This is a genomic window from Leisingera sp. ANG1, from assembly GCF_000203975.2.
Classification (GTDB): domain Bacteria; phylum Pseudomonadota; class Alphaproteobacteria; order Rhodobacterales; family Rhodobacteraceae; genus Leisingera.
This window is the reverse complement of the sequence record NZ_AFCF02000016.1, coordinates 140,522-157,570: the sequence shown is the minus strand read 5'-3', so window position 1 is coordinate 157,570 and position 17,049 is coordinate 140,522. Positions and strand designations below refer to the sequence as shown.

At 63.3% G+C, this 17,049-nt stretch carries 13 protein-coding genes; 5 read left to right on the top strand and 8 right to left on the bottom strand.

The features are described 5' to 3' along the window. The 6 genes from GC1_RS21765 to GC1_RS21740 form a co-directional block, all read right to left on the bottom strand. The coding region (locus tag GC1_RS21765; protein ID WP_039498887.1) for an NAD(P)/FAD-dependent oxidoreductase at positions 1-455 on the bottom strand (455 nt) is incomplete at its 3' end. A gap of 153 nt (positions 456-608) precedes the next feature. Further along, positions 609-1,862 (bottom strand): aminotransferase class V-fold PLP-dependent enzyme, encoded by a 1,254-nt coding sequence (locus GC1_RS21760; protein WP_019296981.1) that lies wholly within the window; start codon positions 1,860-1,862, stop codon positions 609-611. A 119-nt stretch (positions 1,863-1,981) separates the two neighbouring features. Continuing rightward, on the bottom strand, positions 1,982-2,710 hold the full coding sequence (locus tag GC1_RS21755; RefSeq protein WP_019296982.1) for an aspartate/glutamate racemase family protein: 729 nt from the start codon (positions 2,708-2,710) through the stop codon (positions 1,982-1,984). Continuing rightward, complete coding sequence (locus GC1_RS21750) at positions 2,707-3,972, bottom strand: NAD(P)/FAD-dependent oxidoreductase (protein ID WP_019296983.1); 1,266 nt, start codon at positions 3,970-3,972, stop codon at positions 2,707-2,709. Before GC1_RS21750 ends, GC1_RS21755 begins: the two co-directional genes overlap by 4 nt. Next, positions 3,969-6,194, bottom strand: coding sequence for a TRAP transporter permease (locus GC1_RS21745; RefSeq protein WP_019296984.1), 2,226 nt, complete (start codon positions 6,192-6,194; stop codon positions 3,969-3,971). The genes GC1_RS21750 and GC1_RS21745 overlap by 4 nt, the downstream gene beginning before the upstream one ends. A gap of 118 nt (positions 6,195-6,312) precedes the next feature. Next, positions 6,313-7,323, bottom strand: coding sequence for a TAXI family TRAP transporter solute-binding subunit (locus tag GC1_RS21740; RefSeq protein WP_019296985.1), 1,011 nt, complete (start codon positions 7,321-7,323; stop codon positions 6,313-6,315). A gap of 152 nt (positions 7,324-7,475) precedes the next feature. Here GC1_RS21740 and GC1_RS21735 point away from each other — a divergent pair, with 152 nt between their 5' ends. From GC1_RS21735 to GC1_RS21725, 3 genes are all read left to right on the top strand, one after another. Further along, entirely contained in the window at positions 7,476-8,399 is a 924-nt protein-coding gene (locus GC1_RS21735; RefSeq protein ID WP_019296986.1) for a LysR family transcriptional regulator, read from the top strand. 165 nt (positions 8,400-8,564) lie between these two features. Then, the gene (locus tag GC1_RS21730; RefSeq protein WP_019296987.1) at positions 8,565-10,256 is read left to right on the top strand and encodes a thiamine pyrophosphate-binding protein; all 1,692 of its coding nucleotides are present in this window, start codon (positions 8,565-8,567) and stop codon (positions 10,254-10,256) included. A 115-nt stretch (positions 10,257-10,371) separates the two neighbouring features. Then, a complete protein-coding gene (locus GC1_RS21725) occupies positions 10,372-11,487 on the top strand; it encodes a cystathionine gamma-lyase (protein ID WP_019296988.1) in 1,116 nt (371 codons plus the stop codon). Positions 11,488-11,538: 51 nt separating this feature from the next. Here the strand turns inward: GC1_RS21725 and GC1_RS21720 are convergent, their stop codons facing one another. After that, on the bottom strand, positions 11,539-12,426 hold the full coding sequence (locus GC1_RS21720) for a LysR substrate-binding domain-containing protein (RefSeq protein WP_019296989.1): 888 nt from the start codon (positions 12,424-12,426) through the stop codon (positions 11,539-11,541). Positions 12,427-12,531: 105 nt separating this feature from the next. On the opposite strand from GC1_RS21720, the gene GC1_RS21715 reads away from it, so the two are divergent. Next, positions 12,532-14,190 (top strand): GMC family oxidoreductase, encoded by a 1,659-nt coding sequence (locus tag GC1_RS21715; protein ID WP_019296990.1) that lies wholly within the window; start codon positions 12,532-12,534, stop codon positions 14,188-14,190. Positions 14,191-14,203: 13 nt separating this feature from the next. Further along, entirely contained in the window at positions 14,204-15,412 is a 1,209-nt protein-coding gene (locus GC1_RS21710; RefSeq protein WP_029204882.1) for a mandelate racemase/muconate lactonizing enzyme family protein, read from the top strand. Between the two features lie 15 nt (positions 15,413-15,427). Here the strand turns inward: GC1_RS21710 and GC1_RS21705 are convergent, their stop codons facing one another. Beyond that, positions 15,428-16,999, bottom strand: a complete 1,572-nt coding sequence (locus GC1_RS21705) for a trimethylamine methyltransferase family protein (RefSeq protein WP_019296992.1) — start codon at positions 16,997-16,999, stop codon at positions 15,428-15,430. Positions 17,000-17,049: the final 50 nt, after the last annotated feature.

The following is a 17,049-nucleotide window of genomic DNA, read 5'->3' as shown; positions in this document are numbered from 1 at the left end:
CCCGAGGGGTCCACATTGCCGCCGTCGGGTTCGAACATGATGCAGCGGATGTCGTCGAACTGGGCCAGCGGATGCAATTCCTTGGCCTGTTCACGGCTGACCTCGTAGAAGTTCAGGCCGTAGTATTTTGCCTTGGCCTCCTGCAGGCGCAGCTGGTGCTCGCGCTCTTCGGTCTTGGCAAGGTACAGGGAGCCGGGCTGGAACACGCCGCAGCCCTGGCCGGTTTCCTTCTCCAGCTCCTTATAGAGGTTCATCGTGTAGTGCTGGATGCGGGTCACATTGTTGTTGTCGTGCAACCCGTGAATGTTGGCCGCCGCGTGCCAGGTGGAGCCCGCGGTCAGCTCATCGCGTTCCAGCAGAACCACGTCTGTCCAGCCGAGTTTCGCCAGGTGGTAGAGGATCGAGCAGCCGACCAGTCCGCCGCCGATGACAACTGCCTGTGCATGGGTTTTCATGCGTCTATTCCCTTGCCTGCGTGCCTGAAACAGCGCGCCCTGCAGGCCGGGGCGGGCCGCCAATTCCTTCCGGCGACCCTAGCGGCGGCGGGGCTGGATGACCCGTGAAGAATTCAGACCCAATGGCCCCGGATTCGATGGGTCATCCGGCCATCACCCGGTGATCTCTTTCATCACGCCCAGGAACTTCGCCACTTCGCCGATGCTGTTGTAGTGGCACATAGAGACGCGCACGCAGCTGTCCATGCCCAAAGGCGACAGGATATTGCCGGAGTAATGGTCCGCCTTGCGCAGGTGGGTGCGGATGCCCTGTTCGTTCAGCCGTTTGACCACATCCACCGAGGGCACGCCGTCCACGGTCAGCGAAACCAACCCCTCGCGGGCCGGGTTGTCCGGGCCGCCCAGGATGGTGACGCCTTCCATTTCCGCCAATCCCGGCAGATTGCCGGTGCCAAGGATCATCGCGTCGGTCAGGGTTTTCTCGTGGGCATGGATCGCTTCTCCCGCGGCCACGAATTTCGCACGCCGCTCCGTTGCATCGCTCACCTCGCCGCCGAGCCACTCCAGGTAGTCTGCAACATCGGACAGCGTTGCATAGCTGCCGGTGTCGCGGGTGCCCATTTCCCAATTGTCCGCAGGCCCATTGATCAGGCTGTTATGCGGCAGCGCGGTTAGCCGGTCGGAGATCCAGGCCAGCCCGTAGCCGTGGCGCGAGAACATCTTGTAGGGCGAGATTACATAGCCATCGACGCCATAGGCGGTGAGGTCGATACGCCCATGGGCGGCGTGTTGGATGCCGTCCACGATGATGAAGCACTCCGGTGCAACCTCGCGGATGGCGGCAGCGCAGGCGGCGACATCCACGCCCATGCCTGTGACAGGAGACGTATGGACAATTGTGGCCACAACTGTGTCCGGCGAAACCGCCTGAGCATAGGCATCGGCCATAATCGTGCCGGTGGTATCATCATGCGGGATCAGCACGTGTTTCTGCCGCGCCACCCCGGCCCAGCGGGCGCAGGCGGAGCGGGTGGCGGGATGCTCCAGCGTCGAGCCCAGCACAGTCCTGCCTTCAGAGGTGCCGAGGCAGGCGTTCATGATCAGGCGGAACAAGAGCTCTGTGCCGCTTTCACCTGCGAAAAACTGGCCGCCGGGTGCGTTCATGAAAACGCGCATGTCGTCCTTGGCCTTGTTGATGACCCGCACCAGTTCGTGGCTGCCGGGGTTGTCACGGCCCTGGTTGTCGGGGATCGCGGCGTAGCGTGCGGATGTTTCCACCACCGAATTGAGCGCCAGCGCGCCGCCTGCATTTTCAAAGAAGATACGGGCACCTTGTTCGGGGCAGTTGTCCACCTGGGCAAAACGGGCGCGGATCTGGTCCAGCAAGGTGTCGGAGATATGGGGCATGGCACGTCCAGCAGCAAAGGTTTGTTCTGCGCCACATTAGGGGGATTACCCCAGCCGGAGATACAAAAATATCCAGGGCTGAGGGCTGGAAATCTCTGTGCCAGCCCTCAGCGCATTTTTCAGGTGATGAAACCGTGGAAAGGGGCGCGGAAGGCCGCCCTGTGCACCATCTCAGACAGGGTGATGATGTCGAAGACGGGCCGGTTCAGCGCTGCTTGCAGGGCGTGGGCATAGGGCGGCAGGTCGGTGCATTCCAGAACAATCGGGCCGATTTCCGGGTTGCGCGCGATCATGGCCCTGGCGGCGTCCAGCAGTTCAGCCTCAACCTTGGCCAGATCCATTGCGGTGCGTTCATTGCGCAGGATCACGGTGGAGAATTCTTCTGCGTCATCCAGCCCTTGCACAACCACGGGCGTGTTTTCTGCACCGACGCCGCGCAAATGCGCCTCGGTCAGGCTGGCGGCTGAGGCGGTGATCACCCCAACGGTGCGGCCTGTCATCTGATGCGCCAGCGGCACCTGGATCAGCGAGGAGACAAACACCGGCACATTCACCGCGGCTGCAATCTCCTTCTGGAAAATCGCCAGGAACCCGCAAGAGCCGGTGATCGCCCGCACGCCCTTGGCCTCCAGCCGCCGGGCGGCCTCGATCAGCCGGTCCTTCATTTCGCCGGTCGGGTTGGCCAGCAGTTTCGGCACGGTGATCCCGTCCAGCATTTCATAGAGCGTGGTGAAGGGCAGGCTGGAGGGGTTCTTGATATGGCCGGGCGGCTTGGGGAAGTAGCTTTCCAATGCCAGCACGCCAATGGAGACGCCGCAGATGTTCTGGCCGCCGGGGTGGATGGTCATGTCTTGGTCCTTTCATACCGCCGTGTGCGGAACGGCGAGAGGTCTTCGTTCACGGGCGTTCCGCTGACTATATCCGCCACCAGCCGCCCGGTTTTCGGAGCCATCATCAGACCGTAATGGCTGTGGCCAAAGGCGGCGATGAGGTCCGGGAAGCCCTCGACCTCACCGATGCAGGGCAGGCTGTCGGGCAGGCTGGGGCGCTGGCCGGACCAGGTTTCCATGCCATCCGCGCGCAGGTCCGGCAGCAGCGCCTTGGCCAGTTCCGCCAGCCCGTCCAGCCGTTTCCGGTTCAGCGGCTGATCAAGGCCCGCAAATTCGGCGGTGCCGGCCACCCTCAGCCCTTCCTCCATCGAGGAGGCCACGAATTTCATGTCCATATCCATGATCGAGTTATTGAGTGCGACGCCGGGGGCCGGGAACGACACGTGATAACCGCGCTCTGCTTCCATTGGGATCTTGATACCAAGCGGCTTCAGCAGTTCCCCGGACCAGACCCCCATTGCCAGCACCAGCTTAGGCGTCCAGTCCTGGCCCGCTTCGGTGGTATAGGTCCAGCCGCCGGTTTCAGACGGCAGGATGCCCCGCACGGTCCGGGTCTGAATCTCGCCACCCATGGATAGAAATTTCTCTGCGAGCACGGCCCCGATCTTGCCCGGGGAAAGCGCCCGGGCCTGACCCTTGATCAGGATCGCGGCTTGAAACTCTGTCGTCAGCGCCGGTTCCAGATCGCGCAAATCGGCGGCCCCGATCCGCTCCATGTCGGCGCCCTGCGCGGCCCGAAGACGGTTGCCGAGGCTGTTCAGGTCGGCCTCTTCCGGGTTGCGCGAGGCATGGACATAATAGCTGTCCCTGATCAGATCCTCATGGCCGGTGCCGGCCAGATGCAGCCGGAAACCCTCGACGCAATTGCGGCACAGAAAGCCCATGGCGTCGGAAATCTGATGTATCCGCCGGTCACGCCCCTCGGCCAGAAACCGCAGCCCCCAGGGGGCGACCTTGGGCAGGTAGCCGGGCTTCACCGCCACCGGCCCCAGCGGGTCCAGCAGCCAGCCGGGCACTTTTTTCCAAAGGCCCGGCATGGATTGCGGCACCACCGACCAGGGGGAGATGATGCCGGCATTGCCATAAGACGTCGCCTGGCCCGGGGCGTCCCGGTCGATGAGCCGGACCCGGAGGCCCCGCCCAGCCAGGGACAGGGCCGAGCAGATGCCGACGATCCCGGCGCCCAGGACCGTCACATCGGGCGAAGACGATGCGCTCATTGCGCCGCCTTTGCTTGCAGTTTGCGCTGCTGGCCCAGCTGCTGGATCAGCACCGGTGCCATCACAACCAGCGCTGCGATGTCAGAGCCGCCGGAAGGCGCCACCAGCAGCAGGCCGCCAATGGCCATTAGCAGCCGCCAGATGCCGCTGAGCGGTGCCAGGAAGTAGGCCGAGACAGCAGTGGCGATGGCAAAGACGCCTGCCGCGCATGTCAGGGTGACCTGAGTGAAGCTCAGCAGAGTGAAATATTCCGGCAGCACGATCAGCATGGTGGGCGCATAGACAAACACCATCGGCACCATCAGTTTGCCCAGCCCCAGGGTAAAGGCATTAAGCCCGGTGCGGAACGGGTTGGACCCCGCAATCCCTGCTGCCGCATAAGCCGAGGCGCAGACCGGCGGGGTGATTTCGGAAATCACACCGTAGTAGAGCACGAACATATGCGTGGCGAGCGGCGGCACGCCGAGCTGGCTGAGCGCAGGCGTCGCAACAGCAACCAGCATGATATAAAGCGCCGTGGTCGGCAGGCCGGCCCCCATCAGGATGCAGGCCATGGCGATCAGCACCAGCGACAGGAACTGCTGGATCGACGGCTGGCTGAACGCCTCGATGGAGGTCCAGTCGAGGAACGGCGCAATCGCTGCCGCCATGTCCGCCGCGCCGCCGGTGACCATGAAGCCGAGGCGGAAGCCGACGCCAGTGGTGTTGATCACACCCACCACGATGCCCACCGCGGCAGAGGCCGCGCCCACTGCCAGCGCGTATTGCACGCCGACGTGGAAGCTGTCGAACAAGTCGCGGAAGTTTTGCCGCTCATTCCTGTGCAGGCAGCCGATGATGGTGAGTGCGGCCAGCATCCCGGCCATCACCGGGGTGTACCCCTCGCCGGAGTAGGGCGAGGCCTTCCACAAGATAAAGCCGAGCAGGGCAAAGGGGATCAGCAGCGTGGCGGGTTTGTCAAAGGCGCAGAAACCGACAACGATGCACAGGCTGAGACCGATGAAAGCGGCCATGTTGGGCGAGTATCCGGAGAAAAGCACCAGCAGAAGCGCGATCAGCGGAATGATCGTGTACCAGCCGTCCTTCCAGACTTGCAGGAACTTGGGCAGCTGATCCTTGGGATAGGCGGTCAGGCCCAGTTTCTTGGCGGTGAAATGCACGATCGAGATCACCCCGATATAATGCATCAGCGCAGGCACAATCGCCGCAATCACGATGGTAGTGTAAGGCACCTCCAGATACTCTGCCATCAGGAAGGACGCAGCCCCCATGATCGGCGGGGTGATCTGGCCGCCGGCCGAGGCAGCCGCCTCAACCCCGCCTGCGAAATGGCCGGGGTAGCCCAGCTTCTTCATGTTGGGGATGGTCAGCGAGCCGGTGGAGACGGTGTTGGCAATGGAAGAGCCGGAAATCGTGCCGAAGAAGGCCGATGAGACAACGGACACCTTGGCCGGTCCGCCGGTGTAGCGGCCAGCGAGCAGCATGGCGTTGTCGACAAAGAACTGCCCCAGCCCCATCCGCTGCGCCACCACGCCGAACAGCACGAAGTGGAACACGACAGTGGACACCACCCAAAGCGTCACACCGAATATGCCTTCGGACGGGAAGTACATGTTGTTGACGAACTGCTGCCAGTTGACGCCTGGGTGCTTGAGGATCTGCGCGGGCATATATGGCCCGAACAGCGCGTAGACCATGAACACCAGGATGATCAGCGGCAGCACAAATCCGATGGTGCGGCGCGCGATCTCCAGCACCGTCAGGATCAGCACCGAGCCGAAGAACACATCCAGGCTGGACGGATTGCCCTGCCGCAGCGCCTGTTCGGCGATGTCGAAGCCGAACATGTCAAAGCCGCGCCAGCTGACCCAGAGGAACAGCGCCGCCGCCATGCTGAGCCCGGTCAGCGCCCAGTCATAGAGCGGTACATTGCCGGGGCGCAGCGGATGGGGTCCGCGCCACTCCAGGCTGCGGGCTGACTTGATCAGCGGAAAGCCCACAAAAATAAACAGGAACAGGCCCGCCAGGTGAATACCCATATGCACATGGTCCACCGGGGTGCCGAAACCGGCTGTCCACAGGTGATAGAGGGCAAAGGCGATGCTGGCCCAATAGATGACGCCAGTCAGCCTGGGTCCGTTGTCGCGCGTGTTCAGAGCAGAGTCATACTGCTTCTCCAGCTCCTCAAGCGCCTTGTTGTCGAGATGGGTGTCCATGGACATCGGAGTCTCCAGTCCGGGGGCCGTGCCGGCGCGCGCCGTTCACCCGCATTGCGGACAGGGGCGCCGGGAAACAAAAACGGCAGCAAGGCGCGCCCTGCTGCCGCAGTTCAGGGGAAGTTTAGTTGAGCATTCCGATTTCGCGGTAGAAACGCTCAGCGCCCGGGTGCAGCGGCACACCGATGCCCTCGACGCCGTCCAGCGCGGTTTCCAGGGTGATCGCCTTGCCCTTGGGGTGGCCGTTGTCCAAGAGCTTGCGGGCGGTATCGGACCACATCGCCTTGGTGATCTGATAGATCAGCTCTTCGTCCATATTGGCGTTGGTGACCAGCATGCCGGAGACCGCCACAGTGTTCACGTCATATCCCACACCCGGGTAGGTGCCCGCTGGAATGGTCGAGGGGATGTAGTAGGGCACGGTGGTATTGGCCTGCTTGATCTCTTCCTCGGACCAGTTGTGCAGTTCCATGCCCTTTGTGTTGTCGAGCTGGATCATCGCCGCAACAGGCGTGCCTGCGGCATAGAAATAGGCGTCCAGCTGGCCGTCGGCGATACGCTCGGCGGACTGGGCGTTGTTCAGTTCTGCCTCGTCGATGTTGTCGCGGTTGACGCCGTGGTCATTCAGGATCAGCTCCACCGCGATCTGGGTGCCGGACCCCGCCTGGGCAATGCCGACACGCTTGCCCTTCAGATCGGCGAGCCCGCCCAGCGAATGGCCCTTGGGCAGCACCAGATGCAGGTCTTCCGGGAACAGGTTGGCAATCACCCGCAGGTCGGGCTTGGCATTGCCTTCAAACTTGCCCTTGCCGTGATAGGCAAAATGCAGCGTCGCGGCACCGGACAGGCCTGCCTCCATCTGGCCCGCCTGAATGGCATTCACGTTATGCGCCGAGGCATTGGTCGACTGCGCCATCGCCACCAGGCCGGGCACGCCGCAGTTGCCGCCCTCGTCGCAGGCGCGCGAGCCGGGCGGGTTGGAAATGGCGTTGGCGATGATGCCGCCAATCGGGAAATAGGTGCCGCCCGCACCGCCGGTGCCGATACGGAAAAAGGTCATGTCCTGCGCCGCAGCGGCGCCGGTCAGCATGGTGCAGGCCAATGCAGCCCCGGTCAGTTTCTTGAAAAACCCCATAATGTCCTCCCTGGAGTATTGGCTGCGTCTCCTCTTGCGCAGCATTCACCTGTGATCTTTGCATCATGGAAAAGGCAAAGCATAAGTTCAAATTTAAAATTATACTGTTTATATAGATTGAATTTATGTTGGCTTTACGCCGGGAGCAGATCATGAACTCTCACCAGCTTGCGGTGTTCCGCGAAGTTATGAAAACCGGCTCAGTGAGCCAGGCGGCGCGCAACCTGCACCGTACCCAGCCCGCAGTCAGCGCTGCCATCAAGACGCTGGAGGAGGAACTGGGCCTGACACTGTTCTTGCGCGAGGGCCGCCGCCTGGTGCCGGTGCCGGAAGCGCATTACCTGATGGTCGAAGCGTCTGAAATCCTGAACCGGCTGGAGACGGCGCAGCAGAACCTAGTGAAGATGCGCGAACGGGTGCGCGGCGCAATCCGGGTTGTGGCGATGCCGGGGCCATCCGTCATCCTGCTGCCGGAGTTCGTCAGCCGGTTTGTTGCAGACAAGCCCGAGGTCAATGTCACGCTGGCCACCCGGTCTTCGCCGCAAGTCCGCAGCCTGATTGCGGCCAACAGCTTTGACATCGGGTTCTGTGACATGACGCGCTACCAAGGGGACCGGAAGCTTTACAAGACCGTGGAATTGCCCTGCAATTGCCTGTGTGCCGTGCCGGCCGGCCATCGGCTTGCCCGCAAGGACAGCATCTCAGTGCAGGACCTGAGCGGCGAGCCCATGGGTGCCTTGCAGCCCGATCACAGCACCCACCAGGCCACTGCCCAGGCCTTTGTGCAGGCGGATGCGGATTTCAACCTGCGCTATGACGCGGAATACTTCCTGCCGCTGTTCCACTTTGTCGCGGCCGGCCAGGCCTGCGCTGTCGTCGATGTGCTGAGCGCCGAGAGCTACCGCCGCAGCAATGCGGGCGACGAACGCATCCGCTTCCTGCCTTTTGAGCCGGCGATTCCCTTTGGCTATTCAATTCTGACACCCAGCGAGCGTCCGCTGTCCCAGCTTGCAGCCAGCTTTACCGCCGCCTGGCAAGAGCATGTGGCAGAAATCTTGGCGCGAACGTCCGGGTAAACATCTGATTTTTCAATTTATCCCCGTCCATTCCGAAGAACCGCAGCCGGGTGCAGAGTGTCTGACCTTTTGCCTTCACATTGGTCTACAATATTGTATACAGTTTGGAACGCAGATTCCGGGCTTGCCTCGGGACAGGTATCAATCAGGCTTTAGGAGGTCCCGATGAAGAACACGATGAACGGTGCCGAGGCGATGGTGCGCGCGCTTGAGGCACATGGGGTTACCCATATCTTCGGCCTCTGCGGCGATACCACGCTGCCCTTTTATGACGCGATGAACCGGCTGGAGCATGGCATCACCCATGTCCTCACCCGCGATGAGCGCAGTGCGGCCTATATGGCCGACGGGTTTTCCCGCGTGACCGGACGGGTGGGGGTTTGCGAGGGTCCCTCTGGCGGCGGTGCCACATATATTCTGCCGGGGCTGATCGAGGCCAACGAAAGCTCCTATGCGGTGCTGGCGATCACTACAGACATCTCGGTGGGGTCTTACGGGAAATACCCGCTGACCGAGGTCAACCAAGAGGTTCTGATGGGGCCGCTGACCAAGTTCAACACGGTGATCAAACGCGCCGACCACATCCCGCGCATGGTGCGCCAGGCGTTCCGGGCAATGACCACCGGCCGCTCCGGCTCGGCGCATCTGGGGCTGCCCTATGACATCCAGTATGACGATGTTCCGGCGGATGACGTCTGGGGCGATCCAAAACACCAAAGCTACCCCGCCTATCGTGCAGCTCCGGAACCGGGCGCGGCAGAGGCTGCGGTGGAAGCCATCCTCACTGCCAAATCGCCGCTGATCGTCTGCGGCGGCGGTGTGGTGATCTCGGGCGCTATGGAGGAACTGGATAGGCTCGCCTCCCGCCTCGACATTGCCGTGGGAACCTCGATCTCCGGCAAGGGATCGCTGGCCGATACGCATCCGCAATCGCTGGGCGTGGTCGGTTCCAACGGCGGCACGGATGAGACCTGGGAGATGATGGAAGGAGCCGATCTGGTGGTCTTCATGGGCTGCCGCGCCGGGTCCACCACCACCTCGCGCTGGGAGGCACCGAAGCCAGGGCAGCGGATCGTGCATTTTGACAACGACCCGATGACCATCGGGGCCAACTACCCGACCGAGGTTGGTGTGGTGGCCGACCTGAAGCTCAGCTTGCAGGCGGTGAACGCCTATCTGGATGGCCGGGAGGGCGAATTGCCCTCATTTGGTGGTGCCGCAAAAATTTCCGACATCAAGCAGCGCAAGTTTGCCAAGTTTGAGGAGCTGGCGCACAGCAAAACCGATCAGGTTCTTCCGGAGCAGATCATCCACACCCTCAATCAAAACCTGCCGGAGGATGCCATCGTGGTCTCCGACCCCGGCACCAGCTGCCCGTATTACAACGCCTATTCGCAGCAAAAGCACCCGGGCCGCCAGTACATCACCAACCGCGCCCATGGCGCCTTGGGGTATTCTTTGTCGGCGTCGCTGGGCGCATGGTTCGGGCGTCCCGAAGCCAAAGTCGTGGGGATGATGGGCGACGGCTCCTTCAACTTCACCTGCGGCGAGCTGGAAACGGTGGTGCGCTGCAACGCACCGATCTCCTATGTGGTGTTCTCCAATGCCAACTTCGGCTGGATCAAGGCCAGCCAGCGCGACGACTGCGGCAAACGCTACTACAATGTGGACTTCAACCGCACCAACCATGCGGCGGCGGCTGAAGCGTTCGGCGTCAAGACCTGGCGGGTGGAGAAGCCGGAAGACCTGGACGGAGCGATCAAGGAGGCCTTTGCCCACGACGGCCCGACCCTGATTGACGTGGTCTGCCAGGCGTTGGAGGACTCCGCCGCGCCTGTCCGGCGCTGGATGGGGTGAGCGGCCAAGAAAGCGGAAAGAACTGATGGCCGGGAGCAGTGCGTTTCCGGCCTTGTCTCTTTCGCCGGGCGCCCGTTATGAATTTGCGAAACCCGCAGTCAGGAAAGGCGCTCAAATGGACACCCCTACCGCTCCCAAATCCGGTGCCATGCTGCACCTGCGCGGCAATTCCCTGTCCGAGGGCGATCCGGTGGCGCTGCCGCTGACGCAAAGCTCGATGTACCACCTGCCGGGCGACTGGACCGGCGGCCCCAGTTATGGCCGGGTGGACAACGCCACCTGGGAGCATCTGGAGCATGTGCTTGCCTATCTGGAGGACGCGCCCGCGCTGGCATTTCCGTCGGGCATGGCGGCGATCTCGGCGGCGCTGTTTGCCACCGTCAAAGCAGGGTCGAAACTGCTGATCCCGTCGGATGGCTACTACGTCACCCGGCGCCTAAGCGAGCGCTTCTTGCAGAACCTCGGCGTTGAGGTGCACCTGCGGCCGACCACCGGTTTTGCCGACGGCGGGTTTGATGGCTTTGATGTTGTTTTTGCGGAAACACCTTCGAACCCTGGTCTGGACCTCTGCGATCTGCGCGCGATTGCGGAGACGGTGCACGCGGCGGGCGGGCTGCTGATCGTCGACAACACCACTATGACCCCGCTGGGCCAGCGCCCGCTGGAGCTGGGCGCGGATGTGGTTGTTGCCTCAGACACCAAGGCGCCGGGCGGGCATTCGGATGTGCTGATGGGGCATCTGGCGACCCGCAATGCGGATGTTTTGCAGGCCGCGCGCGAGTGGCGCCAGTTCGGCGGCGGCATCCCCGGCCCGCAAGAGGCCTGGCTGGCGCACCGGGGGCTGGAAACTTTGGACGTGCGTTTTGACCGGATGTGCAGCACCGCTGAGGTACTGGCCGAACGGCTCGCCGCGCATCCGCTGGTGCAGGCGATCCGCTTTCCGGGGCTGAAATCCGATCCCTCGCACAACCTGGCGAAACAGCAGATGGCGCGGTTTGGCTTTCTAATTTCCATCACCCTGGACAGCGCGGAACAGGCCGATGCTTTCATCAACAGCTGCCCGCTGATCCGCTCCGCAACGTCGTTCGGCGGGGTGCATACCTCGGCTGAGCGCCGCGCCCGCTGGGGCGATGCGGTGGCCCCGGGGTTTATCCGCATCTCGGTCGGCACCGAACCGGCAGAGGAGTTGTGGAACGCAATGGCTGCTGCGCTGGACACGCTTCAGGGGTAAGGGGCAGTGTTTTCCGTCTCTGTCCCCGCGGGGACCGGCGGGGAAACCCCCTCAGTTCAGCGACTGGTACAGCGCCATGAGCCAGCTGCAGAAGGCCTTGACCTCCTCCCGCTGGCCTGCCCGGTCGTTGATCACGATGTAATGCGAGCGACGCTTCGGCAGCTTGTACGCGGTCGGGACAACCACAAGCCCCTGTTCGATGTACTGTCTGGCAAAGCTTTCCAGCACCATCGTCACCCCGTGGCCGGCCGCCACGGTCTGCAGCGCCAGCAACGACGAGTCCGCCTTGAGCCAGTCCGCGGGTGTCTGCAGGTTCAGCCCGTGCAGCTCTGACAGGCGGCCCCAGTCAGTTTCCGAGCCGAAGATCTGCACCACGTCGGATCCTGCAAGGTCATGAATGGAGGGGCTGCCGCCCAGATCGTGCAGGTAGCCCGGACTGCAGACTGGCACAGCGTTTTCGTGGCCCAGATGCAGGACCTCGCTCTCCTGCCAGTCACCGCCATAGCGGATGTCGATGTCCAGGCCTTCCTCGTCAAACCGGTTGGCCCAGATGGAGGTGGTCAGCTCTACCAGAATATCCGGGTGCGCCGCCTGAAAGCGGCCAAGCTGGGGCGCGATAACCAAGGCGGCGCAGGAAATCGAGGCCCGCACCCGGACCACCCGCTTGCGCTTCTTGCCGAACAAACCGGCGGTGGCCTGCTGCATGTCGATGAAGGACTTGCGGATCGGCTGGGAATAGGCCTGGCCGGTGTCAGTAAGTGCCACCCCGCGGGGAAGACGTTTGAACAGCTGGGTGTTCAGATGCTTTTCCAGCAGGCGGATCTGCTGGCTGATGGCGGCAGGTGTCAGGCCCAGCTCCTCCGCCGCGGCAGAGAAACTGTTCAGCCGCGCGGCGGCTTCAAAGGCCTTGAGCCAGGTGACGTGGGGCAGGTCGGTCATGACTTAGCTTTAAGCACAGCTATGCCATAGGGGCAAAACACATTGTTTGATTTATGCCATTCGCGCGGCGCAATCTGATGGGAAACCAACGGACCCGGGCGTGCCATGGCGCAGACATTTGATTTCATCATCGTGGGCGCCGGTTCGGCGGGCTGTGTGCTGGCCGACCGGCTGACCGCTAATGGCCGCCACAAGGTGCTGCTGATAGAGGCCGGCGGCAGCGACCGGCGGTTCTGGATCAAGATCCCGGTGGGCTATGGCTTCACCTTCTCGGATCCTAAGGTGAACTGGCGCTATTCCGCCGCAGCGGATCCGGGGCTGAACGGGCGCGCGGCCTATTGGCCGCGGGGCAAGGTTCTGGGCGGCTCCAGCTCCATCAACGCAATGGCTTATGTGCGCGGTCTGCCGCATGACTACGACGATTGGGAGGCCGCAGGCGCCACCGGCTGGGGCTGGGAGAACGTGCGCCGCAGCTATGAGGCGCTGGAAACAAACGACGAATGGCACCAGGGCCGCCGACGGTTGCGCGGCAACGGTCCTGTGCGGGTAACCGACCTCAGCGAGCGGATGCATCCCTTTGCCAGGAACTTTCTGGCGGCTGGGCAGGACATGGGCTGGCCGTTCCTGCCGGACATGAATGCCGCGGCAGAGGAAGGCGCCAACACACTGCCCGGCGAGGGCATGGGCTATGTCCGCAGCACGGTGAAAGACGGGCGGCGCTGGTCCTCGGCGGATGCGTTCCTGCGGCCCGCGATGAGGCGCACCAACCTGACGGTGATCAGCGGTGCGCTGGTGGAGAAGGTGCTGACCAGCGGCGGGCGCGCCACCGGCGTCGCATTCCGGCTGAAGGGCCAGCCGCAAACCGCCATGGCGGCGCGCGAAGTGATCCTGAGCGCGGGTGCGGTGAACTCTCCGCAACTCTTGCAGCTTTCCGGCATCGGCCCGGCGGCGCTGCTGCAGCGGCACGGGATCGCGGTGGCGCATGACCTGCCGCAGGTGGGGCAGGGGCTGCAGGACCATTTGGCGGTCTCGCATTTCTACTGGGCCAACACCGCGACGCTGAACGACCGGCTGGGCAGTTTGGCCAAGCAGATGAAGGCCGGGCTGCACTATGTGCTGACCCGCAAGGGACCGCTGAGCGTGCCGGTCAATCAATGCAGCGGCTTTGTCCGCACCGCGGGCGCGGCGCTGCCGGATGTGCAGGTCTATTGCAACCCGGCGTCTTACTCGACACAGGCAAACGGAAAGCCGCAGATCGACAAGGACAACGGCTTCCTGCTGTGCGTTCAGCCGAGCCGCCCGGTCAGCCGCGGGCAGATCACTATCCAATCCGCCGACCCCGGCCAGGCACCGCTGATAGAGCCGAACTCGCTGTCGGCGGAGGAAGACAAGGCAACCGCCATCCGCGCCAGCCACTTGCTGCAGGCGCTGGCAGCAACCGCCGCCATGAAGCGGGTCACGCGGGAGCGGCGGGTGCCGGATATTGCCGGGATGGATGATGCAGCACTGCTGGAAAACTTCCGCGAACGCGCGGGCAGCGTGTTTCATGCAAGCTGCACGTGCCGGATGGGGCATACTGCAACCGACTCGGTGCTGGATGCGCGGCTCAGGGTGCATGGGGTTGCGGGTTTGCGGGTGATCGATGCCTCGTCGTTTCCGAATGTGACCTCCGGCAATACCAACGCGCCCACCATGATGCTGGCCGCCCGCGGTGCGCAGATGGTGCTGGACGATAATGAAAACAGGCCCTTGGCGGCGGAATGACAAGGAATTTCAGATGAAGCTCGATAAGATTGAAACCTTTGTTTTCGGCAACCCGCCGCCGCGCCACGGCGGGCGCTATTTCATCTTTGTGCGCCTGACCACCGCTTGCGGCATCACCGGGGTGGGGGAGATATACAACGCGACCTTCGGTCCGGAACTGTGCTGCGCGATGGCACAGGAGGTGTTTGCCCGGCAGTTCGAAGGCTGCGATCCGCACCATATCGAGAAGTTGTGGCGCAAGTCCTATGGCGCGGGCTATACGATGCGGCCCGATGTGACGGTGATGGGGGTTTTGAGCGGGCTGGAAATGGCCTGCTGGGACATCATCGGCAAGGCCGCGGGCAAGCCGGTTTACGAGCTGATAGGCGGCCAGGTGCATGAAAAACTGCGCAGCTATACCTACCTCTATCCGGCTGAGGGCGACGTCTACCCGGACCCGGACACGCCCAATGTCTACAACGACCCGGACATGGCGGCGGAAGTTGCGCTTCAGCGGGTGGAGCAGGGCTTTACCGCGGTGAAATTCGACCCCGCAGGCCCTTACACGATCTATGACGGGCATCAGCCGCGGCTTGAGGACCTGGAGCGCAGCGAGATGTTCGTGAAGCGCATCCGCGAGGCGGTCGGCACCCGTGCGGACCTGCTGTTCGGCACCCACGGGCAGTTCACCGTCTCCGGCGCCAAACGAATGGCGCGGCGGCTGGAACCCTATGAGCCCTTGTGGTTCGAGGAACCGGTGCCGCCGGAAAACCCCGCCGATATGGCGGAGGTGGCGCGGTTCACCTCGGTGCCGATTTCAACCGGCGAGCGGCTCTGCACCAAGCATGAGTTTGCCCGCGTGCTGGAGGCCGGGGCGGCCTCGATCCTGCAGATGGACCTAGGGCGGGTCGGCGGCCTGCTGGAAGCCAAGAAAATCGCATCCATGGCCGAAACCCGGCAGGCCCAGATCGCGCCGCATCTTTACTGCGGGCCGGTGGTGGCGGCGGCGAACATCCAGATCTCGGCCTGCAGCCCGAACTTCCTGATCCTCGAGTCGATCGGCACCTTTGAAGGCCCCTATATGTCCTGCCTCAAGTCCGCGATCACCTGGGAGGACGGCTATGTGATCCCCTCCAAGGAACCAGGACTGGGGGTGGAGCTGGACGACGAAGCCATCGCTGCCAGCCCCTATACCGGCAAAGAACTGCATCTGGAACTGGCGCAGGAACCGGTGGTTCAGTGAACGCGGCCCCCGGCATCAGCTGCCGGGGCGCATCGCCTCCGGCGGCAGTTTGACGGGGAACCTTGCGCGGACCTCAGCATCCAGCTTGCTGCCGAAGTAATTCGGGTAATGCTCACCCAGGATCCTGTCCGACACCTCGCGGGCGCGGTCGAACATGGTCTGCTTGCCCGCCTTCTCCCAGGTATCCGTCAGTTCCCGGTCCATCAGGTCGGGATAGACATATTCCGTCTCCATATACTGCAGCGTCTGGGTGTTGCCGAGGAAATGGCCCGGTCCGGTGGCGCAGTCGTGGATCACATCGACCGAGAGGGTGTCATCGCTGACCTCGATCCCGCGCAGGGTACGGGAGATCATGCCTGCGGCCTCGTTGTCGATCACCATCGACTCGAAGGAGCAGCCCATCAGCGAGCCGACCATGCCGCCGAACTCGCAAAGGCGGTTGGCGCCGGCGTGGGCGGCAAGGCTGAAGGTCAGCGCCTTTTCCAGCCCGTACTGGGCGTCGGGGATCTTGGAATCGGTCATGCCGCAGCCCACGGACGTGGGCAGGTTGTAGAAATTACCCATCTGGATCGCGGCCGCGCCGATCAGCGCCTGCTCACCGGAACCGCCGGTGAATGAACCGGTGCGCAGATCGGTGATGAAGGGCCAGGCGGCAAAGACAACCGGCGTGCCGGGATTGATCAGGTTGACGATGGCGACGCAGGAAAGGGTTTCGGCCACCGCCTGCGCCAGGGTGCCCGCCAGCGGGGCAGGGGAGGTCGCACCGGCCTGCGGCGGCACCGCCAGATCGCAGGTGAGGCCCAGCTTGGCGGTGTCGATCATGATCTCCAGATTCTCGCGCCCCAGCCGCAGCGGCGAGACAATCGGGCAGCCCCCGAAAATTACCGAGGGTTTTTGCAGGAATTTCCCCTCGCCGCCCGAAGCAATATCGAACATCTCGATCGCCGGCTTGATGTGGGAGCGGTCGCGGAAGGTGAGGCAGGACGGCTTCTCGCTGCCCGCCAGGATGGAATAGAGCATCGACATGTCGTGCTCGAAATCCTGCGGCACATCGGTGCCAAGCACGGTGTCGCCGGTCATGTGAATATTATCTAGCCGGTCCACCAGCCGGGTGAAGTCATAAACGTCGCGGATGATGGAGGGGCGGTAGCTACGGCTGGCGGCGTCAAAGGTCGTCACCGCAGTTCCGGAGTTGGCGTAATAGACCTTGTCCTTGGTGCAGTGCATGTCGTCCTTGCCGGCGCGGCTGCCCCGGGCGTGGACGTAGAATTCATTGGCCGCACCGGCCAGAAGGTCCTCCATCAGCGCCCGCGGAAAGCAGAGGCGGCCGTGTTCGCTAAGGATGGCGCCCTTGGGCAGCACCAGATCCAGCAGCTCCTCCGTCGGGTCGCCGATGCCGGTGCGTTCCAGAATGGTCAGCGCGGCATGGTGGATCTTCTGCATGTCCGCATCGGACAGAGGCCGGTAGCGGCCGCCGGAAAGTCCGGGCCAGATCGCCTGGCTGGCTGAGGGTTGGGTGCGGGCCGCGGCGCGGGCATCGCGGCCGCCGCTGCGGCGCCGGGTTCGGGTTTTGGTGACGTCAACCATATAGCGGTCTCCGGGATGGGGTCAGGGCAGGCCGCGGGCGCGGCCTGCAG

Excerpts from the sequence above, each read along its gene's own strand:
- GC1_RS21760 (WP_019296981.1), bottom strand. The coding sequence starts at position 1,862 with ATGCCCCATATCTCCGACACCTTGCTGGACCAGATCCGCGCCCGTTTT.
- GC1_RS21755 (WP_019296982.1), bottom strand. The coding sequence starts at position 2,710 with ATGACCATCCACCCCGGCGGCCAGAACATCTGCGGCGTCTCCATTGGC.
- GC1_RS21750 (WP_019296983.1), bottom strand. The coding sequence starts at position 3,972 with ATGAGCGCATCGTCTTCGCCCGATGTGACGGTCCTGGGCGCCGGGATC.
- GC1_RS21745 (WP_019296984.1), bottom strand. The coding sequence starts at position 6,194 with ATGTCCATGGACACCCATCTCGACAACAAGGCGCTTGAGGAGCTGGAG.
- GC1_RS21740 (WP_019296985.1), bottom strand. The coding sequence starts at position 7,323 with ATGGGGTTTTTCAAGAAACTGACCGGGGCTGCATTGGCCTGCACCATG.
- GC1_RS21735 (WP_019296986.1), top strand. The coding sequence starts at position 7,476 with ATGAACTCTCACCAGCTTGCGGTGTTCCGCGAAGTTATGAAAACCGGC.
- GC1_RS21730 (WP_019296987.1), top strand. The coding sequence starts at position 8,565 with ATGAAGAACACGATGAACGGTGCCGAGGCGATGGTGCGCGCGCTTGAG.
- GC1_RS21725 (WP_019296988.1), top strand. The coding sequence starts at position 10,372 with ATGGACACCCCTACCGCTCCCAAATCCGGTGCCATGCTGCACCTGCGC.
- GC1_RS21720 (WP_019296989.1), bottom strand. The coding sequence starts at position 12,426 with ATGACCGACCTGCCCCACGTCACCTGGCTCAAGGCCTTTGAAGCCGCC.
- GC1_RS21715 (WP_019296990.1), top strand. The coding sequence starts at position 12,532 with ATGGCGCAGACATTTGATTTCATCATCGTGGGCGCCGGTTCGGCGGGC.
- GC1_RS21710 (WP_029204882.1), top strand. The coding sequence starts at position 14,204 with ATGAAGCTCGATAAGATTGAAACCTTTGTTTTCGGCAACCCGCCGCCG.
- GC1_RS21705 (WP_019296992.1), bottom strand. The coding sequence starts at position 16,999 with ATGGTTGACGTCACCAAAACCCGAACCCGGCGCCGCAGCGGCGGCCGC.